Raw genomic sequence first — 18,969 nt, 5'->3', positions numbered from 1 at the left:
TCAGCTCGCCGTCCCTTCGGCCCGCGCGGCCCGTGCCACGGCCTCGGTGCGCAGCCGCACCCGGTCCGGCTTGCCGGGACCCACCAGCGGCAGCGTTTCCCGCAGTTCGATCTCGGCGGGCACATGGTTCGCCGACAGCTCGGCGGTGATGTGCCGTTCCAGTACCGCGCGGTCCAGGGTCACGCCGTCGCGCGGCACCACGGCGGCGCAGATCCGCTCGACGCGCTGCTCGTCCTCGACGCCGAAGACCGCGGCGGCCTCCACACCCGGGTGCTCCAGAAGCACGCGCTCGACGGCGCTCGGATGGACCTTGATGCCCTTGACCTTGATGACGTCCGCGATCCGGCCGTGCAGGTGCAGCCAGCCCGCCTCGTCGAGGTGTCCGATGTCCCCGGTGTGCACCCAGCCGTCCCGCACCGTACGCGCCGTCAGTTCGGGTTCGTTCCAGTAGCCGGCCATCTGCCACCGGCCGATGACACACACCTCGCCGGCCTCGCCGACGGGCAGTTCCCGGCCGTCGGCGACGGAGCGGATGCTCACCCGGACGGCTTCCGGCGGGCGGCCGACGGTGGCGCGCAGCTCCGGATCCAGGTGGTCCTGCGGCGTCAGCAGGCTGACCAGTCCGGTCTCGCTGGTGCCGTAGACCTGGAAGAGCACGGGGCCGAGCGCCTTCACCGCGTGGGCGAGCCTCTCGGGCGCGGCGGGGCTGCCGGTGTAGAACAGCTCGCGCAAGCTCGTCAGGTCGGTGTTTGCCGTATCGGGGTGTTCGGCCAGCGCGTTCACCTGCGGTGCGCCGAGCACGAGGCGGGTGATCCCGTGGCGGGGGACGGCCCGCAGCACGTCGGCGGCGTCGAAGCCGTGGTGCAGTACGACGACGCCGCCGGCGACGATCGTGTCGTCCGCGGTGGCGCCGCTCGAGTGGGTGAGGGGCGCGGTGACCAGGCAGCGGGCGCGGTCGCCGCGGACCGCGGATGTCGCGACCATCTCGTTCTTGACCGTGTAGGGCCAACTGACGCCTTTGGGCTTGCCCGTGGAGCCGCTGGTGTAGGTCACGACGGCGATCGTGCCCTGCTCGGCGGTGGTGAGGTCGATGTCACCGGGGACGGACAGGTCGATCGCGGTCGGGAGGACGCCACCGCCGCCGAGCACCGCGACCGGGGGACGCTCGGGCAGGGAACCGCAGAGTTCCAGGGCCCGCGCGATGTTGTCCCGGTCGATGGCGAGCATGGCCGGCTTCACGTCCATGAGGATGCCGAGTTGCGCCTCGGCGGACAGTTCGTCGGAGGGGTCGACCGCGTTGACACCGCGGATGTGCACCGCGGTGGCGCCCACCAGGTTTGCCGCGTAGCGCAGTATCAGAGTCTCGGGCGTGTTCGGGTTCGTCAGTACGGCCACCGCGCTGCCGGGGCCGACACCGTGCTCGCGCATCCGGGCCGCGGCGGAGACGACGGAGTCCGCCAGCTCGCGGGCGGTGGTCGGCGTGTCCCGGTGAACGAGCGGGACGCCACCGGGTTCGGCGCTCAGCTTCGCGAGGATCTGGCGCACGTAGTGCTCATGGCCTTGCACCTACGTTCTCCAATGCGACTCGGTGGTCAACAGGCACGTTCGGGCATGGCGTGTCGGCATGTCCGGGCCGGGTGTACAGGGATCTTCCGGCGGGGTGCATCGACCTGCGCCCTGATGCCGACCACCGTAGGTTCCGGCCGGGCGGGCTCACATCCCTCGGGCTGGTAGCCCGGCAGGGCCACCGTGCGGTCACTGTCGACGGCTGTCAGGGGGTGCCCACACGCAGGGCCTGCCCGGTGAGGGAGTCGGCGGCGGTCCCGGTGAGCATCGTGACGGTCCGGGCTGCCCGCGCGGAGAATTCCGCCGCGGTGGGGGTCCGGCCCGCCCGGGTGCCGAGTTGGTCGACGGGGCGGGGCGTGGTGAGGAGATGGGCCGTGATGCCCAGCGGCGCCAGTTCGAGCGCCAGGGTCCGGGTGAGGCCCTCGAGCGCGGTACGGACGGTGGCGTTCTCGGTCTCCGCGCCCGCACCGTCCGCGACCGTGATGATCCGGCCGCCGCCGTTCTTGATCATGGGGTCGAGTACGGCCTGGCAGGCCAGGAAGACCGCGCGCAGCGGTACGGCGGTCGTATCGGTCCACTGCTCCTGGGTGAGCGCGTGCAGTTGCCCGGGGCCGGCCACCGGGACGACGGTGAGCAGGACCGACGGATTGCCGAGGCCGGCGCACACCTGCTCGATCGCGGCGTCGGCCGACTCTCCGTCGGTCCAGTCGGTGCGCACCGCCATCGCCCGGCGGCCCAGATCCTTGACCTGGGCCGCCGTGGTCATGCAGGCGGATTCGTCGGCGTCGAGCAGTGCCACGTCGAATCCGTCCGCGGCCAGCGCGAGCGCCGTGGCGGCCACGGTGTCGGTACCGGCTCCGGCAATGATCGCCACCTGCGACATTTCCCCACCTTCCGTCCGGCACGGGCCGATTCGCCCGCATGCGCCAGAGAGTAGGGCGGTCCGAGCCCGGCCGACATCGGTCGGGTTGGTAGTCGTCGCGTGGGTCAGCGGGTCAACTTGCGTACGGCGGGGAGCACTTCGGCGCCGAGAATCTCGATGATCTCGGCGACCCGTGCGAAGGGCATCCCGCCGAGGTCGATCTGGGCGAGCAACCGGTCGTGCCCGAACAGTTCGTGGTGGCGCCCGATCCGATCCACGATCTGCTGCGGGCTGCCGAGCAGCAGCGCGCCGTCCTCGCCCCGCTGCAGGTCGAACACCTCGCGCTGCCCCTGGAGCCGGCCCCGGGAGTGATGCGCGGCGTACGCGGCCCAGTGGGCGTAGAAGCGGTCCACCTCGGCGGGGTTGCTCGCGACGTGAAGGTAGTTCGTGGTGGCGACCGGCAGTTCCGCCGGGTCGTGCCCCGCCTTCTCCGCCGCCGCCCGGAACGCGGTGAACGTCTCGACGAAGCGGGAGAGGGCACCGCCGGTGGCGCCGACGAGGATGGGTACGCCGAGCGATCCGGCCCGCGTCGCACTCCCCCGGTTTCCGCCGACGCCGACCCAGACGGGCAGCGGGTAGCGGTTGGCGCGGGGTACGACCCCGGCGCTGGTGAGCGGCGCGCGGTGGCGGCCCGACCAGCTGACCCAGGGCTGGGCGGCGATCTTGCGCAGCAGCTCGAAGTGGTCGGTGAACAGACTGTCGTAGTCGTCGAATTCATATCCGAACAGCTCGAAAGGCTCGGGGAACGCGCCTCGGCCCACGGTGATCTCGGTGCGGCCGCCGGAGATCAGGTCCACGGTGGCGAAGTCCTCGTACACCCGTACCGGGTCGAGGACCCCGATCAGCGTCGTCGCGCTGGTGAGTTTGATGCGCGTGGTGGCCTGGGCGATCGCGGCGAGCACGACGGCGGGTGAGGACACCGCGTAGTTCGGATGGTGGTGTTCTCCGACGGCGAAGACGTCCAGGCCCGCCTCGTCGGCGAGCACGGCGGCGCGCACGATGTCGGAGATCCGCCTGCCGCCGGGCGCGATGTCGCCGGTCGCCGGATCCGGGGTCAGGTCGGCGAGACTGATCAGTCCAAGTTCCATGCGGACATCCTGTCAGGACGCCCGTGGCAGTGGCAGGCCACTCCGTCGGCGCGTGGTGCGGAGCGGATCAGTTCTGCCAGGAGCGTGGCCACTTCCATCGCCTGACGGGTGTTCAGCCGGGGGTCGCACGCGGTCTCGTAACGGTGCGGCAGATCCGCCTCGCCGACGCCCGCGCCCAGGCACTCGGTGACGTCGTCCCCGGTCAGCTCCAGATGGGCGCCGCCGGGGTGGGTGCCGAGCCGCCGGTGCACCTCGAAGTACCCGGCGAGTTCGTCGAGGACGTGGTCGACGCGCCGGGTCTTGTGGCCGGTCGGTGCGACGAAGGTGTTGCCGTGCATGGGGTCGCACTGCCAGACCACCTGGTGTCCCAGCGCGGTCACCTTCTCGACGATCGGCGGCAGCACGTCGCGCACCCTCCGGTGTCCCATCCGGCTCACCAGCGTCAGCCGGCCAGGTACTCCGTCCGGGTCCAGCCGCCGTACGTATTCGACGGCTTCCTCCGGAGTGGTCGTGGGCCCCAGCTTCACTCCGACGGGGTTGGCCAGCAGTTCGGCGAACCCGATGTGGGCTCCGTCGAGCCGGCGCGTCCGCTCTCCGATCCACAGGAAGTGTGCCGAACCGCTGTACGGCCGGCGGTCTCCGGGCGCCCCCTGCCGCAGCAGCGCGCACTCGTAGTCGAGCACCAGCGCCTCGTGGCCGGTGAAGACCTCGCCGCCCGTCCAGGCCCGCACGAAGTTCATCGCGACCGCCGAGGCGGCATGGGCCCGGAGCATCCGGTCGGGGTCGGGCGCCCGCTCCGCCGAGGTCGCGGTGAGGCCGTTGATCATGTCACCGCGGTAGACGGGCAGCCCGCGGGCGTCCACCGCGGCCGAGCGAGGCTTGGCGTACTGGCCGGCCATCCGGGCCAGCCGGACCACGGGCAGGCCGCCGGCGCTGGTGAGCACGGCGGCCATACGGGCCAGCAGGTCGAGGTTCCCCCGCAGATGCGACTCGGTGTTGCCGGCGAAGGTCTCGGCGCAGTCCCCGCCCTGCAGAACGAAGGCCTCACCGCGCGCCGCCTCCGCGAGCCGGGCCGTGAGGCGGTCGGCCTCGGCGGGCAGTACCAGCGGTGACGCCGTACGCAACGCCTCGCGGACGGCTCGCACGCCGGCCGGATCCGGCCAGTCGGGCTGTTGCGCCGTGGGCCGGGTGACCGCGGCCGCGAGCGGCAGCGGGGCCGGGCCGGCACCCGACAGACCCAGGTGCATCATCGGCGCGGCGGGGACACGGCGTCGCGCGGCGTCACGGTCCCCGGCCGTCCGTGGCGGGGGTTCCGGGTGCCCGGCGGCGGAAAGCCGGCCGCGGCCCGTTCGGCGGTCATCACTGTCCGCTCCCGGTGTGGTGGCAGGAACACGACGTCGGCGTGCCGGCCCTGAGGCTCACGACTGCCCAGCACCGGCTTCGCACAACTGCACGAGCGCCCGTGCCGCCAGCCGGTAGCCGAAAGCACCGAGACCGACGACCACGCCGGAGGCGAGCGGCGCGAGAACGGATTCGTGCCGGAACTGTTCCCGGGCCCACACGTTTGTCAGGTGCACCTCAATCCACGGGGGACCGTAGGCCGCCAGCGCATCCCTGAGGCTCCAGCCGGCGATCATCAGGGCACCGGGGTTCACGAGGGCACCGACCGTCGTGGAACGGTGCTCGTGCACGGCCCGCACCAGCTCACCCTCCCCTTCCCGCTGGACCGAAATCACTTCCCAGCCCACTTCCGCAACTTCGATCGCAACCATTTTCTCAATATCACCGAGGGTTTCCCGGCCATACAATTCCGGCTCACGTTCGCCAAGAATTCCAAGATTCGGCCCGTTCAACAAAAGAATGGCGCTCATGCCCACCTCTCCGTGCGGCGGAATCCGGCCGTCGGACACCATCACGACCCAGCCGCAAGACTCACCCACCCCCACTCGCACCACAACCGCATGACTTGACAGTCCTGACCGCCGACATACCGAACGTCAAATCAGCCCAGCTCAACGGTTTGCCCAGGCCGCACCTCACGCAAACATGCGACATCGCACACCTCATCGGGCTCCTCGCGGACCACAAGTCAAACAAGAGCCAGCAAAAGATGAGTCAAATTTTCCGTTAGCGTAAACTCGCCTTTCAAAATCGAATTGCTGCCCCCAAATAGCCACCGTTGACAACCGCGAGAAGCCGCCCATAGGCTCCTTCAGGCATGTCGGTTCGTATTTCGCAAGCGGGGGTTTACTTTGCAGAACAGCATGGTAGCCGAGTGCGACACTCCCCACACGACGGTATCTCCACTGGAATGCACGGCATCGTCGTGCCGTACCGCCCCCTTCGTCTCGGCGGCCCGGCGCTCCTGGCGCGACGGCCGGCTGGACGACGGCATCGGCTCCGCCGAACAGGCGCTGCACGACGGATGCACGGCGGACAGTCCCTGCCGCGCGGAGGCCGCGTTCGTCCTGAGCCTCCTGCTCGCACAGGTGCGAAGAACGGACTACGCACAAGCCGTGATGGAGACCGTCGACGAACTCGTCCAGGCGCGCGGCGACGACCAGTTGACCGCAACCGCGACACTCGTCAGGTCCGAAGTCGTCCTCGCCACCGGTGACTTCGGGAAAGCGGCAAAATTCGCCACCGCCGGACTCGGCGAAGCCAAGCGGTCCGGACTCAGGGCCTGGACACCGCTCGGGCACTTCGTGCTGGCGCAGTCCGCACTGCGCCAGGGTCATCTGTCCACGGCCGTCCGCTACGCGCAGAAGCTGAAGGAAGACACCGTCTTCCAGCGGGAGATGCTCCATGTCGGCCAGGCCGCCTGGGCGGTGATCCAGATCGCCGAGGCCAAGAAGGGCCGACGCAGCGCTGTGCCGCTGGGCGCCGAGCTGCTCGCCGCGGACGCGGCCGTACGCCAGCTCTCGATCGCCGAACCCGCGGCACTGCCCTGGCTCGTCCGGCTCATGATGAACTGCGACCGCAAGCAGCTGGCGGCACACGGCGTTCGGATCTGTCAGCAACTGGCCGCCGAGAACCCGCACTTCAGCTCGTTGCAGGCAGCCGCGGCCCACGCCGCCGGACTGCACGACGAAGACCTCGGCAAGCTCCGGCTCGCCGCCGAGTCGCACGTCGATCCCTGGGCGAAGGCGTCGGCCAACGAGGACATCGCTGTCATGCTCGCCCGCGGTGCCGACGACCGGACCGCCCCGGCGCGTGACCTGCAGCAGGCGCTGGACACCTACACGCAGACCGGAGCGTGGCGGGACGCCTCACGCATCGAGTCCCAGCTGCACCACAGCACCGCGGACGCCGGCGTGGTGGGCCGGCATCAGCGAAGGCGGGAGATCCCGGAACTGACCGACACCGAGTACGCCGTAGCGCATCTGGTCGCCCAGGGCTTCACCAACGGGCAGACCGCGGGCCAGCTCTTCCTGTCGCCGCACACCATCGCATTCCACCTGCGGAAGATCTTCCGCAAGCTGGGCGTGGAGTCCCGCGTGCAACTGGCGAGCGCGTGGAACGACCTGGCCGTCCGGCATACGGGGATACGCGAGCACACGACGAGCGTCGTCGCGGCGGGCCGGCCCCGGCTGTGCTCGTAGCAGAAGCGTCCTGCGACGGGAACGGACAGCGCCGCCGCCCTGTGGGGCGGCGGCCTCGTCGACGGTGCGGTTCCGCCGCGCCGTCCGTGCGCACCCGGACCCGTCCCCGGCTCAGGCCAGGGAGTTCTCCGTCACGCAGGAGACGGCACCGCGGCGTCGCAGGGCGGCGATGTCCGCGGCGGAGTAGCCCAGCTCGCGCAGCACCGGCGCGGTGTGCTCGCCGAGTGCCGGGACCGGCCCCATCGGCAACTCGACGCCGTCGACGGTGAATGGCGGAAGCAGTCCGCGTACGGTACCGCCGGGGGTCTCCACCGGACGCCAGCGGCGGCGCGCGGCCAGTTGCGGATGATCCAGCAGGTCACCGACCCCGTTGACGCGGCCGGACGCGATGCCGATGGCGTCCAGGCAGGCCACGAGCCGGTCCGCGGTCGTCGCCGAGGTGTGCTCGGCTACCAGCGCGTCCACCTCCTCGCGGTGCCGCACCCGGGCCACGTTCGTCGCCCAGGCCGGGTCGGTCGCAAGGTCGGGCCGGCCCAGGAACTCCGCGGCGAACCTCGCCCACTCCCGGTCGTTCTGCACTCCGATGACCACGTCCGCGCCGTCGGCCGTGGGAAACGCGTCGTAGGGCGCCACGCTGGGATGCGACAGGCCCATGCGACCGGGCGAACGTCCGGTCCCCTGGGCGTGATAGATCTGGTAACCCATCCATTCGCTGGTCGCCTCCAGCATCGAGATCTCCAGCGCGGCGCCCTCACCGCCCACCCCCCGTCCCACCAGGGCGGCGAGGGTCGCGGACAGGGCGTACATGCCCGCCGCGATGTCGGCGGCGGGGATGCCCGCCTTCGCCGGGCGGTCGGCCGCCCCGGTCACCGAGACCAGGGCCGCCTCGCACTGGATGAGCATGTCGTAGGCCCGCTTGTCCCGGTAGGGGCCGGTGCTTCCGTACCCCGACATGTCGACGGTCACCAGTCGCGGGTGCCGGGCTCTCAGCTCGGTGGCCCCGAAGCCGAGGCGCACGGCCGCGCCCGGGGCGAGGTTCTGCACGAACACGTCGGCGGTGGCGGCGAGCTCGGCCAGGACCTGGCGCCCGCCGGGCGACTTCAGGTCGAGAGTGACGGATTCCTTGCCCCGGTTGAGCCAGACGAAGTGACTGGCCAGTCCGCCCATGCTGGTGTCGTAACTCCGCGCGAAGTCCCCGCCGTCCGGGCGTTCCACCTTGATCACGCGGGCGCCGAGGTCGGCCATGTGACGGGTGGCCAGCGGCGCCGCCACCGCCTGCTCGACGGCGACCACGGTGATACCCGCGAGCGGCAGGCCGGTGCCCGCGGGCGGTTGTGTCCGGGGCATCCCGCGTCACCGCCCCTCGGGAGTGAGCGCCACCGGCAGGGAACTCATGCCGTGCAGGATGCTCGAGTAGATCCACTCCTCGGGCCCGGTCTGCTCGGCCGAGGAGACCTGGCTGCGCAGGGCGCCGAGCACCTCCTCCACCTCGATCCGCGCCAGGTTGTGCCCCAGGCAGATGTGCGAGCCGAAGGCAAACGTCAGATGCTTGTTCGGGGAGCGTTCCAGGGTGAAGCGGTCCGGGTCGGGGAACACCTCGGCGTCGCGGTTGGCCGAGGAGGTCCACACGGTGACGATGTCGCCCTCCTTGATCAGCCGGCCGTTCACCTCGGTGTCGGCGGTGGCCGTCCGGCCGCTGTGCAGCGACGGCACGGTCCAGCGCAGTATCTCGTCGGCGGCGGTCGTGAGATCGGCCGTGCCGTCCTTGAGCGCCCGCCACTGCTCCGGGTGCTCGATCAGTGCCTTCAGGCCGCTGGAGATCGCGTGCCGCCCGGTCTCGTCGCCGCCGATGATCAACCCGTAGCAGTTGGCCATCAGGTCGCGGTCGCTGATCGGCTCACCGTCGATACGGCAGTTGGCCAGCAGGCTGATCACGTCGTCGGCGTCGTGGCCGCGCCGCGTCGAGGCCACGTCGGAGAAGTACAGCAGGAGTTCGCTCTTCGCCTGCCAGGTCGCCTCCGGGGAGGCGTCGGCCTCGTCGGAGCTCCAGGCGTGCGAGGTGCGGTCCAGCAGGTACCGGTGGTCGGCCTCCGGCACACCCAGGAGGTCGCAGATGGCGCCCAGGGGGATGCTCGCCGACACCTCGCGGACGAAGTCGCACTCGCCCTTCTCCAGGGCGACGGCGAGGAGGTCGTCGATGCTGCGGCGCAGGCTGTGGCGGATCCGTGCGAGCGTCTTCGGCGCGAACGCGGAGTTGAGGACGTTGCGCAACCGGGTGTGCTTCGGGCCGTCGGTGACCGCGAGCATGGAGCCGGCCGCCGGGTCCCCTCCGATGAGGAGGTTCTCCAGGGCGTTCCCGTGCTCGGTGGTGAAGTGCTCCTTGTCACGGTAGACGGCCATCGCGTCGGCGTAACGACTGAGCACCCAGAAGCCTGGACGGTCCTCTCGCGGGGGCTGCCAGTAGAACGGCCGCTGCGCACGCAGATGACGCCACACCTCGGTGAGGTCCCGCTCGGCATGCAGCCGAGGGTCGGCGAAGTCCAGGGAGTCGAGCTCATCGGGGCTGACGACGGGGCGGGTCATGATCCGGGCCCTTCCGCGACGGGGGTGAGAGAGCGGCAGCCTCGGCGCGCCGGCGGGCCGGTGGCCCGTCCCGGGGCGGGTTGCGCTGCCCGCTCGCCACCGTAGGCTCGCGGCGGACGCCCCGGCATCCTTCACACAGGTAGTGCGCGCTCCCCCGCGAAGCCGCCGTACGAGTGGTCCGCGCCCCGCCGCTACGGTCCCCCGGCCGGGTACTACCAGGTCGTGCGATGCGACGGCCGTGACCGGCTGCCTACGGTGAAGCGACACTCGATCACCTCGCCGACGGCTGCCCTGCCGAATTCTCCGGGGCGGTCCGCGAGACGGCGCAGGACATGGACCCTCTCCACGGTGGACGGCCGAGGCTGCTCGGAGGGAACCCACCGTTGCGGGCGGGAGACAAGAGGAGAGTAGCCAGCATGAATCCCCGGCCCGCACCGATCTTCCCGGCCTGGCCCCAGTTCGACGACACCGAACGCGAGGCTCTCGAGCGTGCGCTGGCGCAGGGCCAGTGGTGGCGCATGGGAGGCGGCGAAGTGACCGCCTTCGAGGAGGAGTTCGCCGAGTACCACGGTGCCCGGTACGCGCTGGCCGTCACCAACGGAACGCACGCGCTGGAGCTGGCCCTGCAGACCATGGGCGTCGGCCCGGGCGACGAGGTGATCGTGCCCGCGTTCACCTTCATCTCGTCCTCGCAGGCGGTACAGCGGCTCGGCGCGGTCAGCGTGCCCGTGGACGTGGACCCCGGAACGTACTGCATCGACGTCGCCGCGGTGGCGGCGGCCATCACCCCGCGCACCAAGGTGATCATGCCCGTACACATGGCCGGGCTGATGGCGGACATGGACGGGCTGGAGAAGCTCGCCGCCGACGCCGGCGTGGCGCTGCTCCAGGACGCGGCGCACGCCCACGGGGCGCGGTGGCGTGGCCGACGGGTCGGCGAACTGGGCTCGATCGCCGCGTTCAGCTTCCAGAACGGCAAGCTGATGACCGCCGGCGAAGGCGGCGCCCTCGTCTTCCCCGACGAGGAGATGTACGAAAGGGCGTTCCTGCGGCACTCCTGCGGCCGCCCCCGCACCGACCGTCACTACCTGCACCAGGTGGCCGGCACCAACATGCGGCTCAACGAGTTCTCGGCCGCGGTGCTGCGCGCTCAACTCGTCCGGCTGGACGGACAGATCACGGTCCGTGAGGAGCGGTGGCCGGTGCTGTCCGCACTGCTGGCCGACATCCCCGGCGTCGAGCCGCAGGCCGACGACGGCCGCACCGACCGCAACCCCCACTACATGGCCATGTTCCGGCTGCCCGGCTGGTCCGAGGAGCGGCGCAACGCCCTGGTGGACCGGCTGGTGGAGGCGGGGCTCCCCGCGTTCGCGGCGTTCCGCGCGATCTACCGGACCGACGCCTTCTGGGAGGTCAACGCCCCGGACGGGACGGTGGACGAGGTGGCCGCGCGGTGCCCGAACGCCGAGGCCATCAGCGCGGACTGCGTCTGGCTGCACCACCGGACGCTGCTCGGCTCCGTACCGGCGCTGACGGACGCCGCCGCCATCGTGGCCGAGCTGGTGCGCGCCGGATGACCGTACGCACGTTCCTGGTCGGACTCGGCTGGTCCGGCCAGGAGATCTGGCTTCCCCGGCTGCGGGCCCACGACGGCTACGACGTCGTGGCCGGGGCCGACCCCGATCCGGCGCGCCGCGCCGCGTTCACCGCCGCGACCGGACGCCCGGCGTTCGCGGATCCCGGTGCCTTCGACACCCGGCAGGCCGACCTCGCCGTCGTCGCCGTCCCCAACCACGCCCATGCCCCGGTGGCCCGGGATCTCCTGCTGCGCGGGCTGGCCACGTTCGTGGAGAAGCCGGTGTGTCTCTCCGTCGGTGAGGCCGAACTCCTCGCCGACGCGGAACTGCGGGGCGGTGCACCCCTGTTGGCGGGCAGCGCCTTCCGGCACCGGGCCGACGTCGTCGAACTGGCCCGGCTGGTCCCGGCGCTGGGCCGTGTCCGCAATGTCGACCTGTCCTGGATCCGGGCCCGCGGGGTGCCACAGGCCAAGGGCTGGTTCACCAACCGCTCGCAGGCGGGCGGCGGCGTCCTGTTCGACCTGGGCTGGCACCTTCTCGACGTGCTCGACGCGATCGTCGGTCCGTTGACGTTCGATCAGGTGGCGGCGGTCACCACGGACGACCATGTGAACGACGCCGACTGGACAGCGGCCTGGCGCCACGACCAGCCGGCTCCGAGCACCACCGCCGATGTCGAGGACACCGTGCGCGCCTTCCTGGTCGCCGAGGGCGGCCTCTCCGTCGGACTGCAGGCCAGCTGGGCCTCGCACGGCGCGACGCACGACGTCACCACGATCCGGGTCGAGGGCACCGCCGGGACCGCGACCTTGCGCTGCACCTTCGGGTTCAGCCCCCACCGCGTACCGCGGCCCGGGCTCACCCATGTCCGGGCGGGAGAGATCAGCGACATCCGGGTGCCCGCGCAACCGGTCGGCGCCGAGTACGACCGTCAGCTCTCCACACTGAGCACGCTGCCCTCGTCCCGGGGCCGGGCGATCGAGGGCGCCCACCGAATCGTCATGGCCATCGAAGCGATCTACGCTGCCGCGGCCACGTCCCTGGTGCCGGCCGGACCGGCCGAGTTCAAGGCAGGTGAGAGATGACGACCGTCACGCCACGCGGCGCGGTGATCTTCGACCTCGACGGCGTCCTGGTCGACAGCCACGAGGTCATGGGCAGGGCCTTCACCGCCGCGTACGCCGAGGTGGTCGGTGACGGCCCCGCCCCGTTCGCGGAGTACCAGCGGTACCAGGGCCTGTACTTTCCGGAGATCATGCGCATCATGGGCCTCCCGCTGGAGATGGAGGAGCCGTTCGTCCGCGAGAGCTACCGGCTCGCCGACCAGGTCCCGGTGATCGACGGCATCGTGGACCTGCTGGAGACCCTGCGGGCCCGCGGGCTGGGGCTCGCCGTGGCCACCGGGAAGGCCGGGGTGCGGGCCCGCTCACTGCTGGAGACCCTGCGCATCGTCGAATTCTTCGACCATGTGATCGGATCCGACGAGGTCGCGCGCCCCAAACCGGCGCCGGACATCGTGTTCCGGGCCCTGCGGCTGCTCGATGCCCGGGCCGAGGAGACGATCATGGTGGGGGACGCTCCCGCGGACATCCACAGCGCCCGGGGCGCGGGCGTCACCTCCGCCGGGGCGACATGGGCGACGGTCGACGAGGACGGTCTGCTGAATGCCGGACCCGACCTGGTCCTGAAGGCTCCCGCGGATCTGCTGGCCTGGTGTCCCCCGGTTCCGGTCGGCGGCCTGGGATGAACCCGCCTTACGCGGCCGCCGGCTCCCGGGAGCCGGCGGCCTGGCTCGGCATGGACATCGGCGGCACCAAGGTGGCCCTGCGTGCGGAGACCCCGGGCGGGGAGGTCCGTGAGCGCGTCGCGCGCTGGCACGGCCGCGGTGTCGCCGCCGACATGGCCCGGCTCGCCACCGAGGTCGACCTGTTGCACCGGGAGGTTCCGGGCGGGTTCGCCGCTGTGGGCATCGCGCTGCCCGCCACCGTCGGCCCGGACGACCGCGTGGTGGTCTGGCCGAGCCGACCCGAGTGGATCGGCCTGGACGTCCGTTGCGCCATGGCGGAGCTGTTCCCGGACACGCTCGTCGGCTGGGCCGACGACGGAGACCTGGCCGCGCTGGCGGAGGCGGAGGCGACCGGCTGCGCCGACGTGCTGTATGTCGGGGTCGGGACCGGCGTCGGAGGTGGCCTCACCTCTGGCACCGGCCCGCTCCCCGGCCTCGGCCGCGGCTCGTTCGAACTCGGTCATGTGGTGACCGACCCGGACGGTCCGCCCTGCCGGTGCGGCCGGCGGGGCTGTCTGCAGTCCATCGCTTCCGGCCCGGCCACACTGGCCCGGGCGAGCCTGCTGCACGGCGCCGACGTGACGTACCGGCGGTTGCGGGAGGGCCTCGCACACCAGGAGTCGTGGGCCGTACAGGCCGTGGACCGCACCTGTCACCGGATCGCGCTCGCGGTCACCGGCGTCCGGGAGCTGATGCACCCCGGACTCGTGGTCGTGGGCGGCGGATTCGCCACCGGGCTGCCCGGCTTCGTCGACATGGTGGCGCACCATCTGCACGCGCTGGCCCGGCCCGGCGTACCCGCACCACCGGTACGGGCGTCCTGCCGGGGCGGGCTCACGTCGCTGCACGGGGCCGTGGCCCTCGCCCGCGTCCTGGGGCGGGGCCCGGCACGTACCGCCACCCTGGCGAGCCGTGTTCCACCGGGCTGAGCAGGGCGGGCACGCGAGCGCGGAGCGACGGCCCGTCAGATCCGGCTGTAGCTCGGTAAGGACGCGACGTCGACGGCCGGGCCGACGGGGCCGGTGTCGAGTTCGTGCCAGATGACGGCCAGTTCGAGCCGGGACTTGACCCCGACCTTCTGGAACACCTTGCGCAGGTGGAAGGCGACGGTGTGCCGGGACAGGAACAGTTGTTCCGCCGTCTCGCCGTTGGTCAGCCCTTGGGAGACCAGCTTCGCCACGGCGTACTCCGTGTCGGTCAGTCCCCGGACGCCGCTGCGCGGCCGGCACCGCTCACGGGAGCGCGGGCTGGCGTTGATGCTCCGCAACCGGCTCATGACCCGCGACGAGTCGCGCAGCGAACCCATCCGGGTGTAGGCGTTCATCGCGCGCTCGAAATGCCTCGCCGCCTCCGGGGATTCCTCCCGCCCTTCGCAGAGCCGGACGCCGATGTCCTCCAGTACCGAGGCGCGTGCCCATGGATCGGTGTGGGACTCCGCGGCACGCCGCAGCTTGTCGAGGTCGCCATCCAGCAGTGCGGCGGCGTGCAGGACGGCGGCGCCGACCGAGTCGATGTCCGGGTTCTCGGCGGCGAGCCGCTCGGCGAAACGGACTCCCGTGCGGGCAGGGCCGCGCTCGCCGACCCGGAGCAGCAGCCGGACCAGCCAGGGCACCGCCGCGGGATCCGCCACCAGCAGGCGGCGGGTGAACGTCTCGGACTCGAGCAGTTCCCGGGCGAGGGCCGCGGCCTTGTCCCGCCCCTTGCCCGCTTCGCTGAGCTGCACGACGGCCCACGCGGACTGTCCGATCGGGAACATCTCCCGGGCGAACACCGCGTCCTCCTCGAGCTTGCCGCTGTAGTGCAGCGCGGCCGAGATGTCGCCCCGGCGCAGAGTCGTCGTGGCCAGCACCAGGTTCCCGATCGGGGTCCAGGCGGTCTGGCCGGTCTCGGCCGCGAGGCGCAGGCCTTGTTCGGCGAGCCCGGCCGCGTTCGCGTGGTCACCGGCGGCGAGTGCCACCTTCGCCCCCACGAGCGTGGTGCCCGCGACGAGTTGGGGGTCGTCCCGCACCTCGGGCGACGCGATGAGCCGGCTCTGCAGGTCTGCCGCCTCCTCCACGTGGCGGATGCCCACGAGGAACAGTGTCAGCAGCAGACCCGCGTAAGCGGAACAGCACCTGTCGCAGCGGTCGCAGTCCACCGTGACCGCCTCTTCGGCGAGGGCTATGGCATCCCGGAGGCCGCCTTCCTGCCAGCGCTCGTGGGCCCGGGTCAGGATTCCAGCGGTGACGCAGTCGGGCGCGACGCAGGCTGGCAGTGGCGATTCTTCACAGGCATCCAGTTCGCGTGCTTGCCCGACCATTGAATCCCCCAATTCGACGAACTGTGCGGTGAGACCGGCGTCCGCTCTCGACGCCGTGTCAAAACCGGCCGGACCGCGATCGGTTCCCCGTGGGAAGACCCTGCGGTGCCACCGGTGAGGTGCTGTGCGCCGTCGCATGCACACACATAGGTGTGGTGAATCGATTCGGCCGACCGCCCGCGTTGCTCCGGCCCGTGCGCCGGAGCGGGACAGCAGCCGGGGACGTTTCCCCGTACCGCCACGCCCGGTCAGGACTCGGCGACCGCCCCGGCTACGTCATCGCTCACGGCGGCAGGCCGCGAACGGCTTCACTTCGGACCGCGTCGGGGACAGGAGCGGCTTCCATGGCATCTCGACGTCATCCCCCCGTTGTCGGTGCGCGCACCAACTTCGTGCGCCGCCGTCAGGCTACGCCGACCTCAGCAGCCCCAGCATCCCTCAGCCTGACAGTCATACGATTATCTCCCTGGTCGGGCCTTGACAACGCCACGCAGGCCGCCGGTAGCGTTCCGAAGCCGTTGCCCGCCGCATCACCTGTCGCGGTACGGAGGCCTCTGGACATGCCCGGCACACCACATCCGCCCGAACCCTGCCCGGACACCCCCGACACGGACGTCATCATCGTCGGCCGGGGCCCGGTGGGCGCCGTACTCGCCATCCTCCTTGCCGACCGAGGCCATCGGGTGTGCGTCCTCGAGCGCCGGCCCGAGCCATATCCGCTGCCCCGCGCGACGAGTTTCGACGGGGAGACCGCACGCCTGCTCGCGGCCACCGGTATCGGCGACGACCTGGCCGGGATCTCCGAGCCGGCGACCGGCTACCAATGGCGTAGCGCCAGTCACCGGCCCCTGCTCGACATCGCGTTCAGCCGCGTCGGCCGGTACGGCTGGCCGGACGCCAACACGATGCACCAGCCGGCGCTCGAAGAGCTGCTCGCGAAACGGATGGCGATGCTCCCGGGCGTCAAGACGCATGTGGGCCACCGCGTGGTGGACATCGCCCGCACGCCCACGGGTGTCACGGCGACCGCGGTCACCGAGGGCGGCGCGACGCGCACGTTCACCGCCCGGTACCTGGTGGGCTGCGACGGCGCCAACAGCTTCGTGCGCGAACACATCGGCGTGTCCGTCACGGACCTCGGCTTCTCCTACGAGTGGCTGCTCTGTGACGTCCGGCTCGACACCCCCCGCGAATTCCTCCCGACGAATGTGCAGCTGTGCGACCCGGCACGCCCCACGACGATGGTCGGCAGCGGGCCGGGGCGCCGCCGCTGGGAGTTCATGCGCCTGCCGGGCGAGAGCGCCGCGGAGCTGGACACCACCGAGGCCGCCTGGCGCCTGCTCGCCCCGCACGGGGTCACCCCGGCCACGGCCACGCTGCTGCGCAACGCCACGTACCAGTTCCGCGCCATGTGGGCGGACCAGTGGCGTTCGGGCCGGGTCTTCCTCGCCGGGGACGCCGCCCACCTGATGCCTCCGTTCGCCGGACAGGGCATGTGCGCCGGCATCCGGGACGTCGTCAACCTCGCCTGGAAGCTCGACCTGGTGCTGACGGACCGGGCGCCGGACCGGCTGCTCGACACCTACACACTCGAACGCCGTCTGCAGGCCAAGGCGTCGATCACCGCGTCGGTCAAGCTGGGCCGGGTGATCTGTGTGACCGACCCGGCCGCGGCGGCCGACCGGGACTCGGCGATCCTGGCCAACGGCGGTGGCCGCGGGCCACAGGGCCCGCCCCCCGCCGAGCCGCTGACGAAGGGACTGCTGCGGCCGGCCGGGGACGGGTGCGGTGGTGCGGGCGAGGTCATGATGGCCGGCACGGTGGAGGCCGACGGCGTGCGTGGCCGTTTCGATCAGGTCATCGGCACCGGCTTCGTCCTGATCACCACGGAGGACCCGGCCGAACTGAGCGACGCCCACGGGGCGTTCCTGGCCGGTCTCGGGACTCGCGTGGTACGTCTGGCGCCGCCCGGCTCACCGGCCGGGCCGGGCAGGGTGCGGGACGTCGAGGGCGTCTACCACGCCTGTCTCGAACGACTCGGCGCGGCGACTGTCCTCGTCCGCCCCGACTACCACGTGTTCGGCACCGCCGCGCCGGGCGGCGCCTCGGCGCTCGTCGACGAACTGCGCGCACAGGTGCGGGGCGCCCCGGTCGCGCGAGCTCACTGACCGGGCCGGGCCACCGGCAGAGGACGGGCGGGGTCCCTGCCCGAGAGTCGTGAGGGCCATGTGCACGGCCCGGTGACATCACCCTGGTGAACCAGGCACGCCGAACGCCCGGCCGGGTCCACCGGCCGGGCGTTGTCACGGGTCGGACGCCGGCCTACCAGCGCACGGGCAGCCTCTGCACACTCAGCACGGGTGTACGGGCCCGCAGCGGGATGTCCTCCAGCGGCTCCTCCAGAGCCAGCCCCGGCAGTCCCTGTACGAGCGTCTCCAGCGCGGTGCCCAGCACGGCGCGCCCGAGGCGCTGACCGACGCACGCGTGGGCGCCGTAGCCGAACGCGATGTGGCCGGAGGCGTCCTCCCTGCCCAGGTCCAGGTGCGCGGGGCAGCCGAACTGAGCAGGGTCGCGGTTCGCCGCCGGCAGCGAGACGGTCACCGTTTCTCCCTTGCGGACCAGTTCGCCGTGCAGGCTCGTGTCCTCCAGCGCCGTGCGGAAGATCTGATACTGGTTCACGGTGGTGTAGCGCAGCACTTCTTCGACCTCCGACTCGGTCCCCTCGCCCGATTCCGCCGCGGCGCGGAAGGCCTCGAACTGCTCGCCGTGATGGAGCAGGGCAAGTGCCGCGGCCGCCACCGCTCCCTCACACGTGGCGAAACCGGCGACGAACACCACCAGCAGCATGTTGGTGATCTCACGGTCGGAGAGTCCCTCGACCGCCGTCAGCCGTCCCAGGACGTCGTCCCCGGGCGAGGTCCTGGCCCGCTCGACCAGGTCACGGGTGAGGAAGAACGCCCGCTTCTCGGCGGCGAACTCGTCCTCCAGCGGGACGTCGTCGTCATTGGCGGTGTCCGCCAGCGCGGCCAGCGTGGGGGTGTCCTCGTAGGGCACTCCGACGACCTCGGAGAGCACCCGCAGCACCAGCGGCCGGATGTAGGCGGGCAGCAGGTCGGCGGGCGAGCCCTGGGCGCGCAGGGCGTCCAGTTGTCCGGCCGCGATCTCCTTGATGCGCGGGGCGAGTTCGGCCATACGGCGCGTGCCGAACTCGGCGGTGAGCATGCCGCGGTAGCGCGTGTGCTCGGGCGGGTCCATGTGAATGAACATGCCCGGGATGATCGGCATGGGGGAGAACGGCTCCCCCTTCTTCAGCATCGGGAAGTGCGCCGAATGGAAGTTGTGGCTGAACGCGGGGCTGCTCAGCACCTCCTTGGCCACCTCGAGCCCGGTGGCCAGCCAGCCGACGTGCCCGTCCGGGTAGAGCATGCGGGACAACGGCGCCGCCTCGGTCAGAACCGTCGGCGGGGCGAAGTGGTCGGTCCGGTCCACGAGTTGCTGGTGGGTGATGGGCGCTGCCATACGACATCCTCCTCAGGCCGGGCAGAA

At 71.6% G+C, this 18,969-nt stretch carries 15 protein-coding genes; 6 read left to right on the top strand and 9 right to left on the bottom strand.

What is annotated here, in order from left to right:
• From ACIRP7_RS24185 to ACIRP7_RS24165, 5 genes are all read right to left on the bottom strand, one after another.
• On the bottom strand, positions 1 to 1,566 hold the full coding sequence (locus ACIRP7_RS24185; RefSeq protein ID WP_403663115.1) for a class I adenylate-forming enzyme family protein: 1,566 nt from the start codon (positions 1,564 to 1,566) through the stop codon (positions 1 to 3).
• A gap of 205 nt (positions 1,567 to 1,771) precedes the next feature.
• The gene (locus ACIRP7_RS24180; protein ID WP_403663112.1) at positions 1,772 to 2,449 is read right to left on the bottom strand and encodes an SDR family NAD(P)-dependent oxidoreductase; all 678 of its coding nucleotides are present in this window, start codon (positions 2,447 to 2,449) and stop codon (positions 1,772 to 1,774) included.
• Positions 2,450 to 2,553: 104 nt separating this feature from the next.
• Positions 2,554 to 3,576, bottom strand: a complete 1,023-nt coding sequence (locus ACIRP7_RS24175; RefSeq protein WP_403663109.1) for an LLM class flavin-dependent oxidoreductase — start codon at positions 3,574 to 3,576, stop codon at positions 2,554 to 2,556.
• On the bottom strand, positions 3,561 to 4,826 hold the full coding sequence (locus tag ACIRP7_RS24170) for a 3-deoxy-7-phosphoheptulonate synthase (RefSeq protein WP_403663106.1): 1,266 nt from the start codon (positions 4,824 to 4,826) through the stop codon (positions 3,561 to 3,563). Before ACIRP7_RS24170 ends, ACIRP7_RS24175 begins: the two co-directional genes overlap by 16 nt.
• A gap of 168 nt (positions 4,827 to 4,994) precedes the next feature.
• Positions 4,995 to 5,447 (bottom strand): type II 3-dehydroquinate dehydratase, encoded by a 453-nt coding sequence (locus ACIRP7_RS24165; protein ID WP_403663103.1) that lies wholly within the window; start codon positions 5,445 to 5,447, stop codon positions 4,995 to 4,997.
• Positions 5,448 to 5,828: 381 nt separating this feature from the next.
• Between ACIRP7_RS24165 and ACIRP7_RS24160 the strand changes: the two genes are divergently transcribed.
• Complete coding sequence (locus ACIRP7_RS24160; protein WP_403663100.1) at positions 5,829 to 7,178, top strand: LuxR C-terminal-related transcriptional regulator; 1,350 nt, start codon at positions 5,829 to 5,831, stop codon at positions 7,176 to 7,178.
• A 111-nt stretch (positions 7,179 to 7,289) separates the two neighbouring features.
• On the opposite strand, the gene ACIRP7_RS24155 is transcribed toward ACIRP7_RS24160, so the two are convergent.
• A complete protein-coding gene (locus tag ACIRP7_RS24155) occupies positions 7,290 to 8,525 on the bottom strand; it encodes a CaiB/BaiF CoA transferase family protein (RefSeq protein ID WP_403663097.1) in 1,236 nt (411 codons plus the stop codon).
• 6 nt (positions 8,526 to 8,531) lie between these two features.
• The gene (locus tag ACIRP7_RS24150) at positions 8,532 to 9,761 is read right to left on the bottom strand and encodes a cytochrome P450 (protein ID WP_403663094.1); all 1,230 of its coding nucleotides are present in this window, start codon (positions 9,759 to 9,761) and stop codon (positions 8,532 to 8,534) included.
• Positions 9,762 to 10,177: 416 nt separating this feature from the next.
• On the opposite strand from ACIRP7_RS24150, the gene ACIRP7_RS24145 reads away from it, so the two are divergent.
• From ACIRP7_RS24145 to ACIRP7_RS24130, 4 genes are read left to right on the top strand one after another with little or no spacing between them, the layout of a single operon-like run.
• Positions 10,178 to 11,338 (top strand): DegT/DnrJ/EryC1/StrS family aminotransferase, encoded by a 1,161-nt coding sequence (locus tag ACIRP7_RS24145; protein ID WP_403663092.1) that lies wholly within the window; start codon positions 10,178 to 10,180, stop codon positions 11,336 to 11,338.
• Positions 11,335 to 12,423 carry a Gfo/Idh/MocA family protein gene (locus ACIRP7_RS24140; RefSeq protein WP_403663089.1) on the top strand — a complete coding sequence of 363 codons (1,089 nt, stop codon included), beginning with the start codon at positions 11,335 to 11,337 and terminating at the stop codon, positions 12,421 to 12,423. Before ACIRP7_RS24145 ends, ACIRP7_RS24140 begins: the two co-directional genes overlap by 4 nt.
• The gene (locus ACIRP7_RS24135; RefSeq protein WP_403663086.1) at positions 12,420 to 13,085 is read left to right on the top strand and encodes an HAD-IA family hydrolase; all 666 of its coding nucleotides are present in this window, start codon (positions 12,420 to 12,422) and stop codon (positions 13,083 to 13,085) included. The genes ACIRP7_RS24140 and ACIRP7_RS24135 overlap by 4 nt, the downstream gene beginning before the upstream one ends.
• The gene (locus ACIRP7_RS24130; protein ID WP_403663083.1) at positions 13,082 to 14,053 is read left to right on the top strand and encodes an ROK family protein; all 972 of its coding nucleotides are present in this window, start codon (positions 13,082 to 13,084) and stop codon (positions 14,051 to 14,053) included. The genes ACIRP7_RS24135 and ACIRP7_RS24130 overlap by 4 nt, the downstream gene beginning before the upstream one ends.
• A 35-nt stretch (positions 14,054 to 14,088) precedes the next feature.
• On the opposite strand, the gene ACIRP7_RS24125 is transcribed toward ACIRP7_RS24130, so the two are convergent.
• Positions 14,089 to 15,195: a LuxR C-terminal-related transcriptional regulator gene (locus ACIRP7_RS24125; RefSeq protein WP_403663081.1), complete on the bottom strand. Its 1,107-nt coding sequence runs from the start codon at positions 15,193 to 15,195 to the stop codon at positions 14,089 to 14,091.
• Positions 15,196 to 15,983: 788 nt separating this feature from the next.
• On the opposite strand from ACIRP7_RS24125, the gene ACIRP7_RS24120 reads away from it, so the two are divergent.
• Entirely contained in the window at positions 15,984 to 17,591 is a 1,608-nt protein-coding gene (locus ACIRP7_RS24120; RefSeq protein ID WP_403663078.1) for a bifunctional 3-(3-hydroxy-phenyl)propionate/3-hydroxycinnamic acid hydroxylase, read from the top strand.
• Positions 17,592 to 17,745: 154 nt separating this feature from the next.
• Here the strand turns inward: ACIRP7_RS24120 and ACIRP7_RS24115 are convergent, their stop codons facing one another.
• Positions 17,746 to 18,942, bottom strand: a complete 1,197-nt coding sequence (locus ACIRP7_RS24115) for a cytochrome P450 (RefSeq protein WP_403663075.1) — start codon at positions 18,940 to 18,942, stop codon at positions 17,746 to 17,748.
• Positions 18,943 to 18,969 lie beyond the last annotated feature (27 nt).

The sequence above is a fragment of the Streptomyces sp. NPDC102270 genome (assembly GCF_044766405.1).
Taxonomy (GTDB): Bacteria; Actinomycetota; Actinomycetes; order Streptomycetales; family Streptomycetaceae; genus Streptomyces.
The sequence above is the reverse complement of the archived record's forward strand: the minus strand, read 5'-3'. Positions and strand labels throughout refer to the sequence as shown.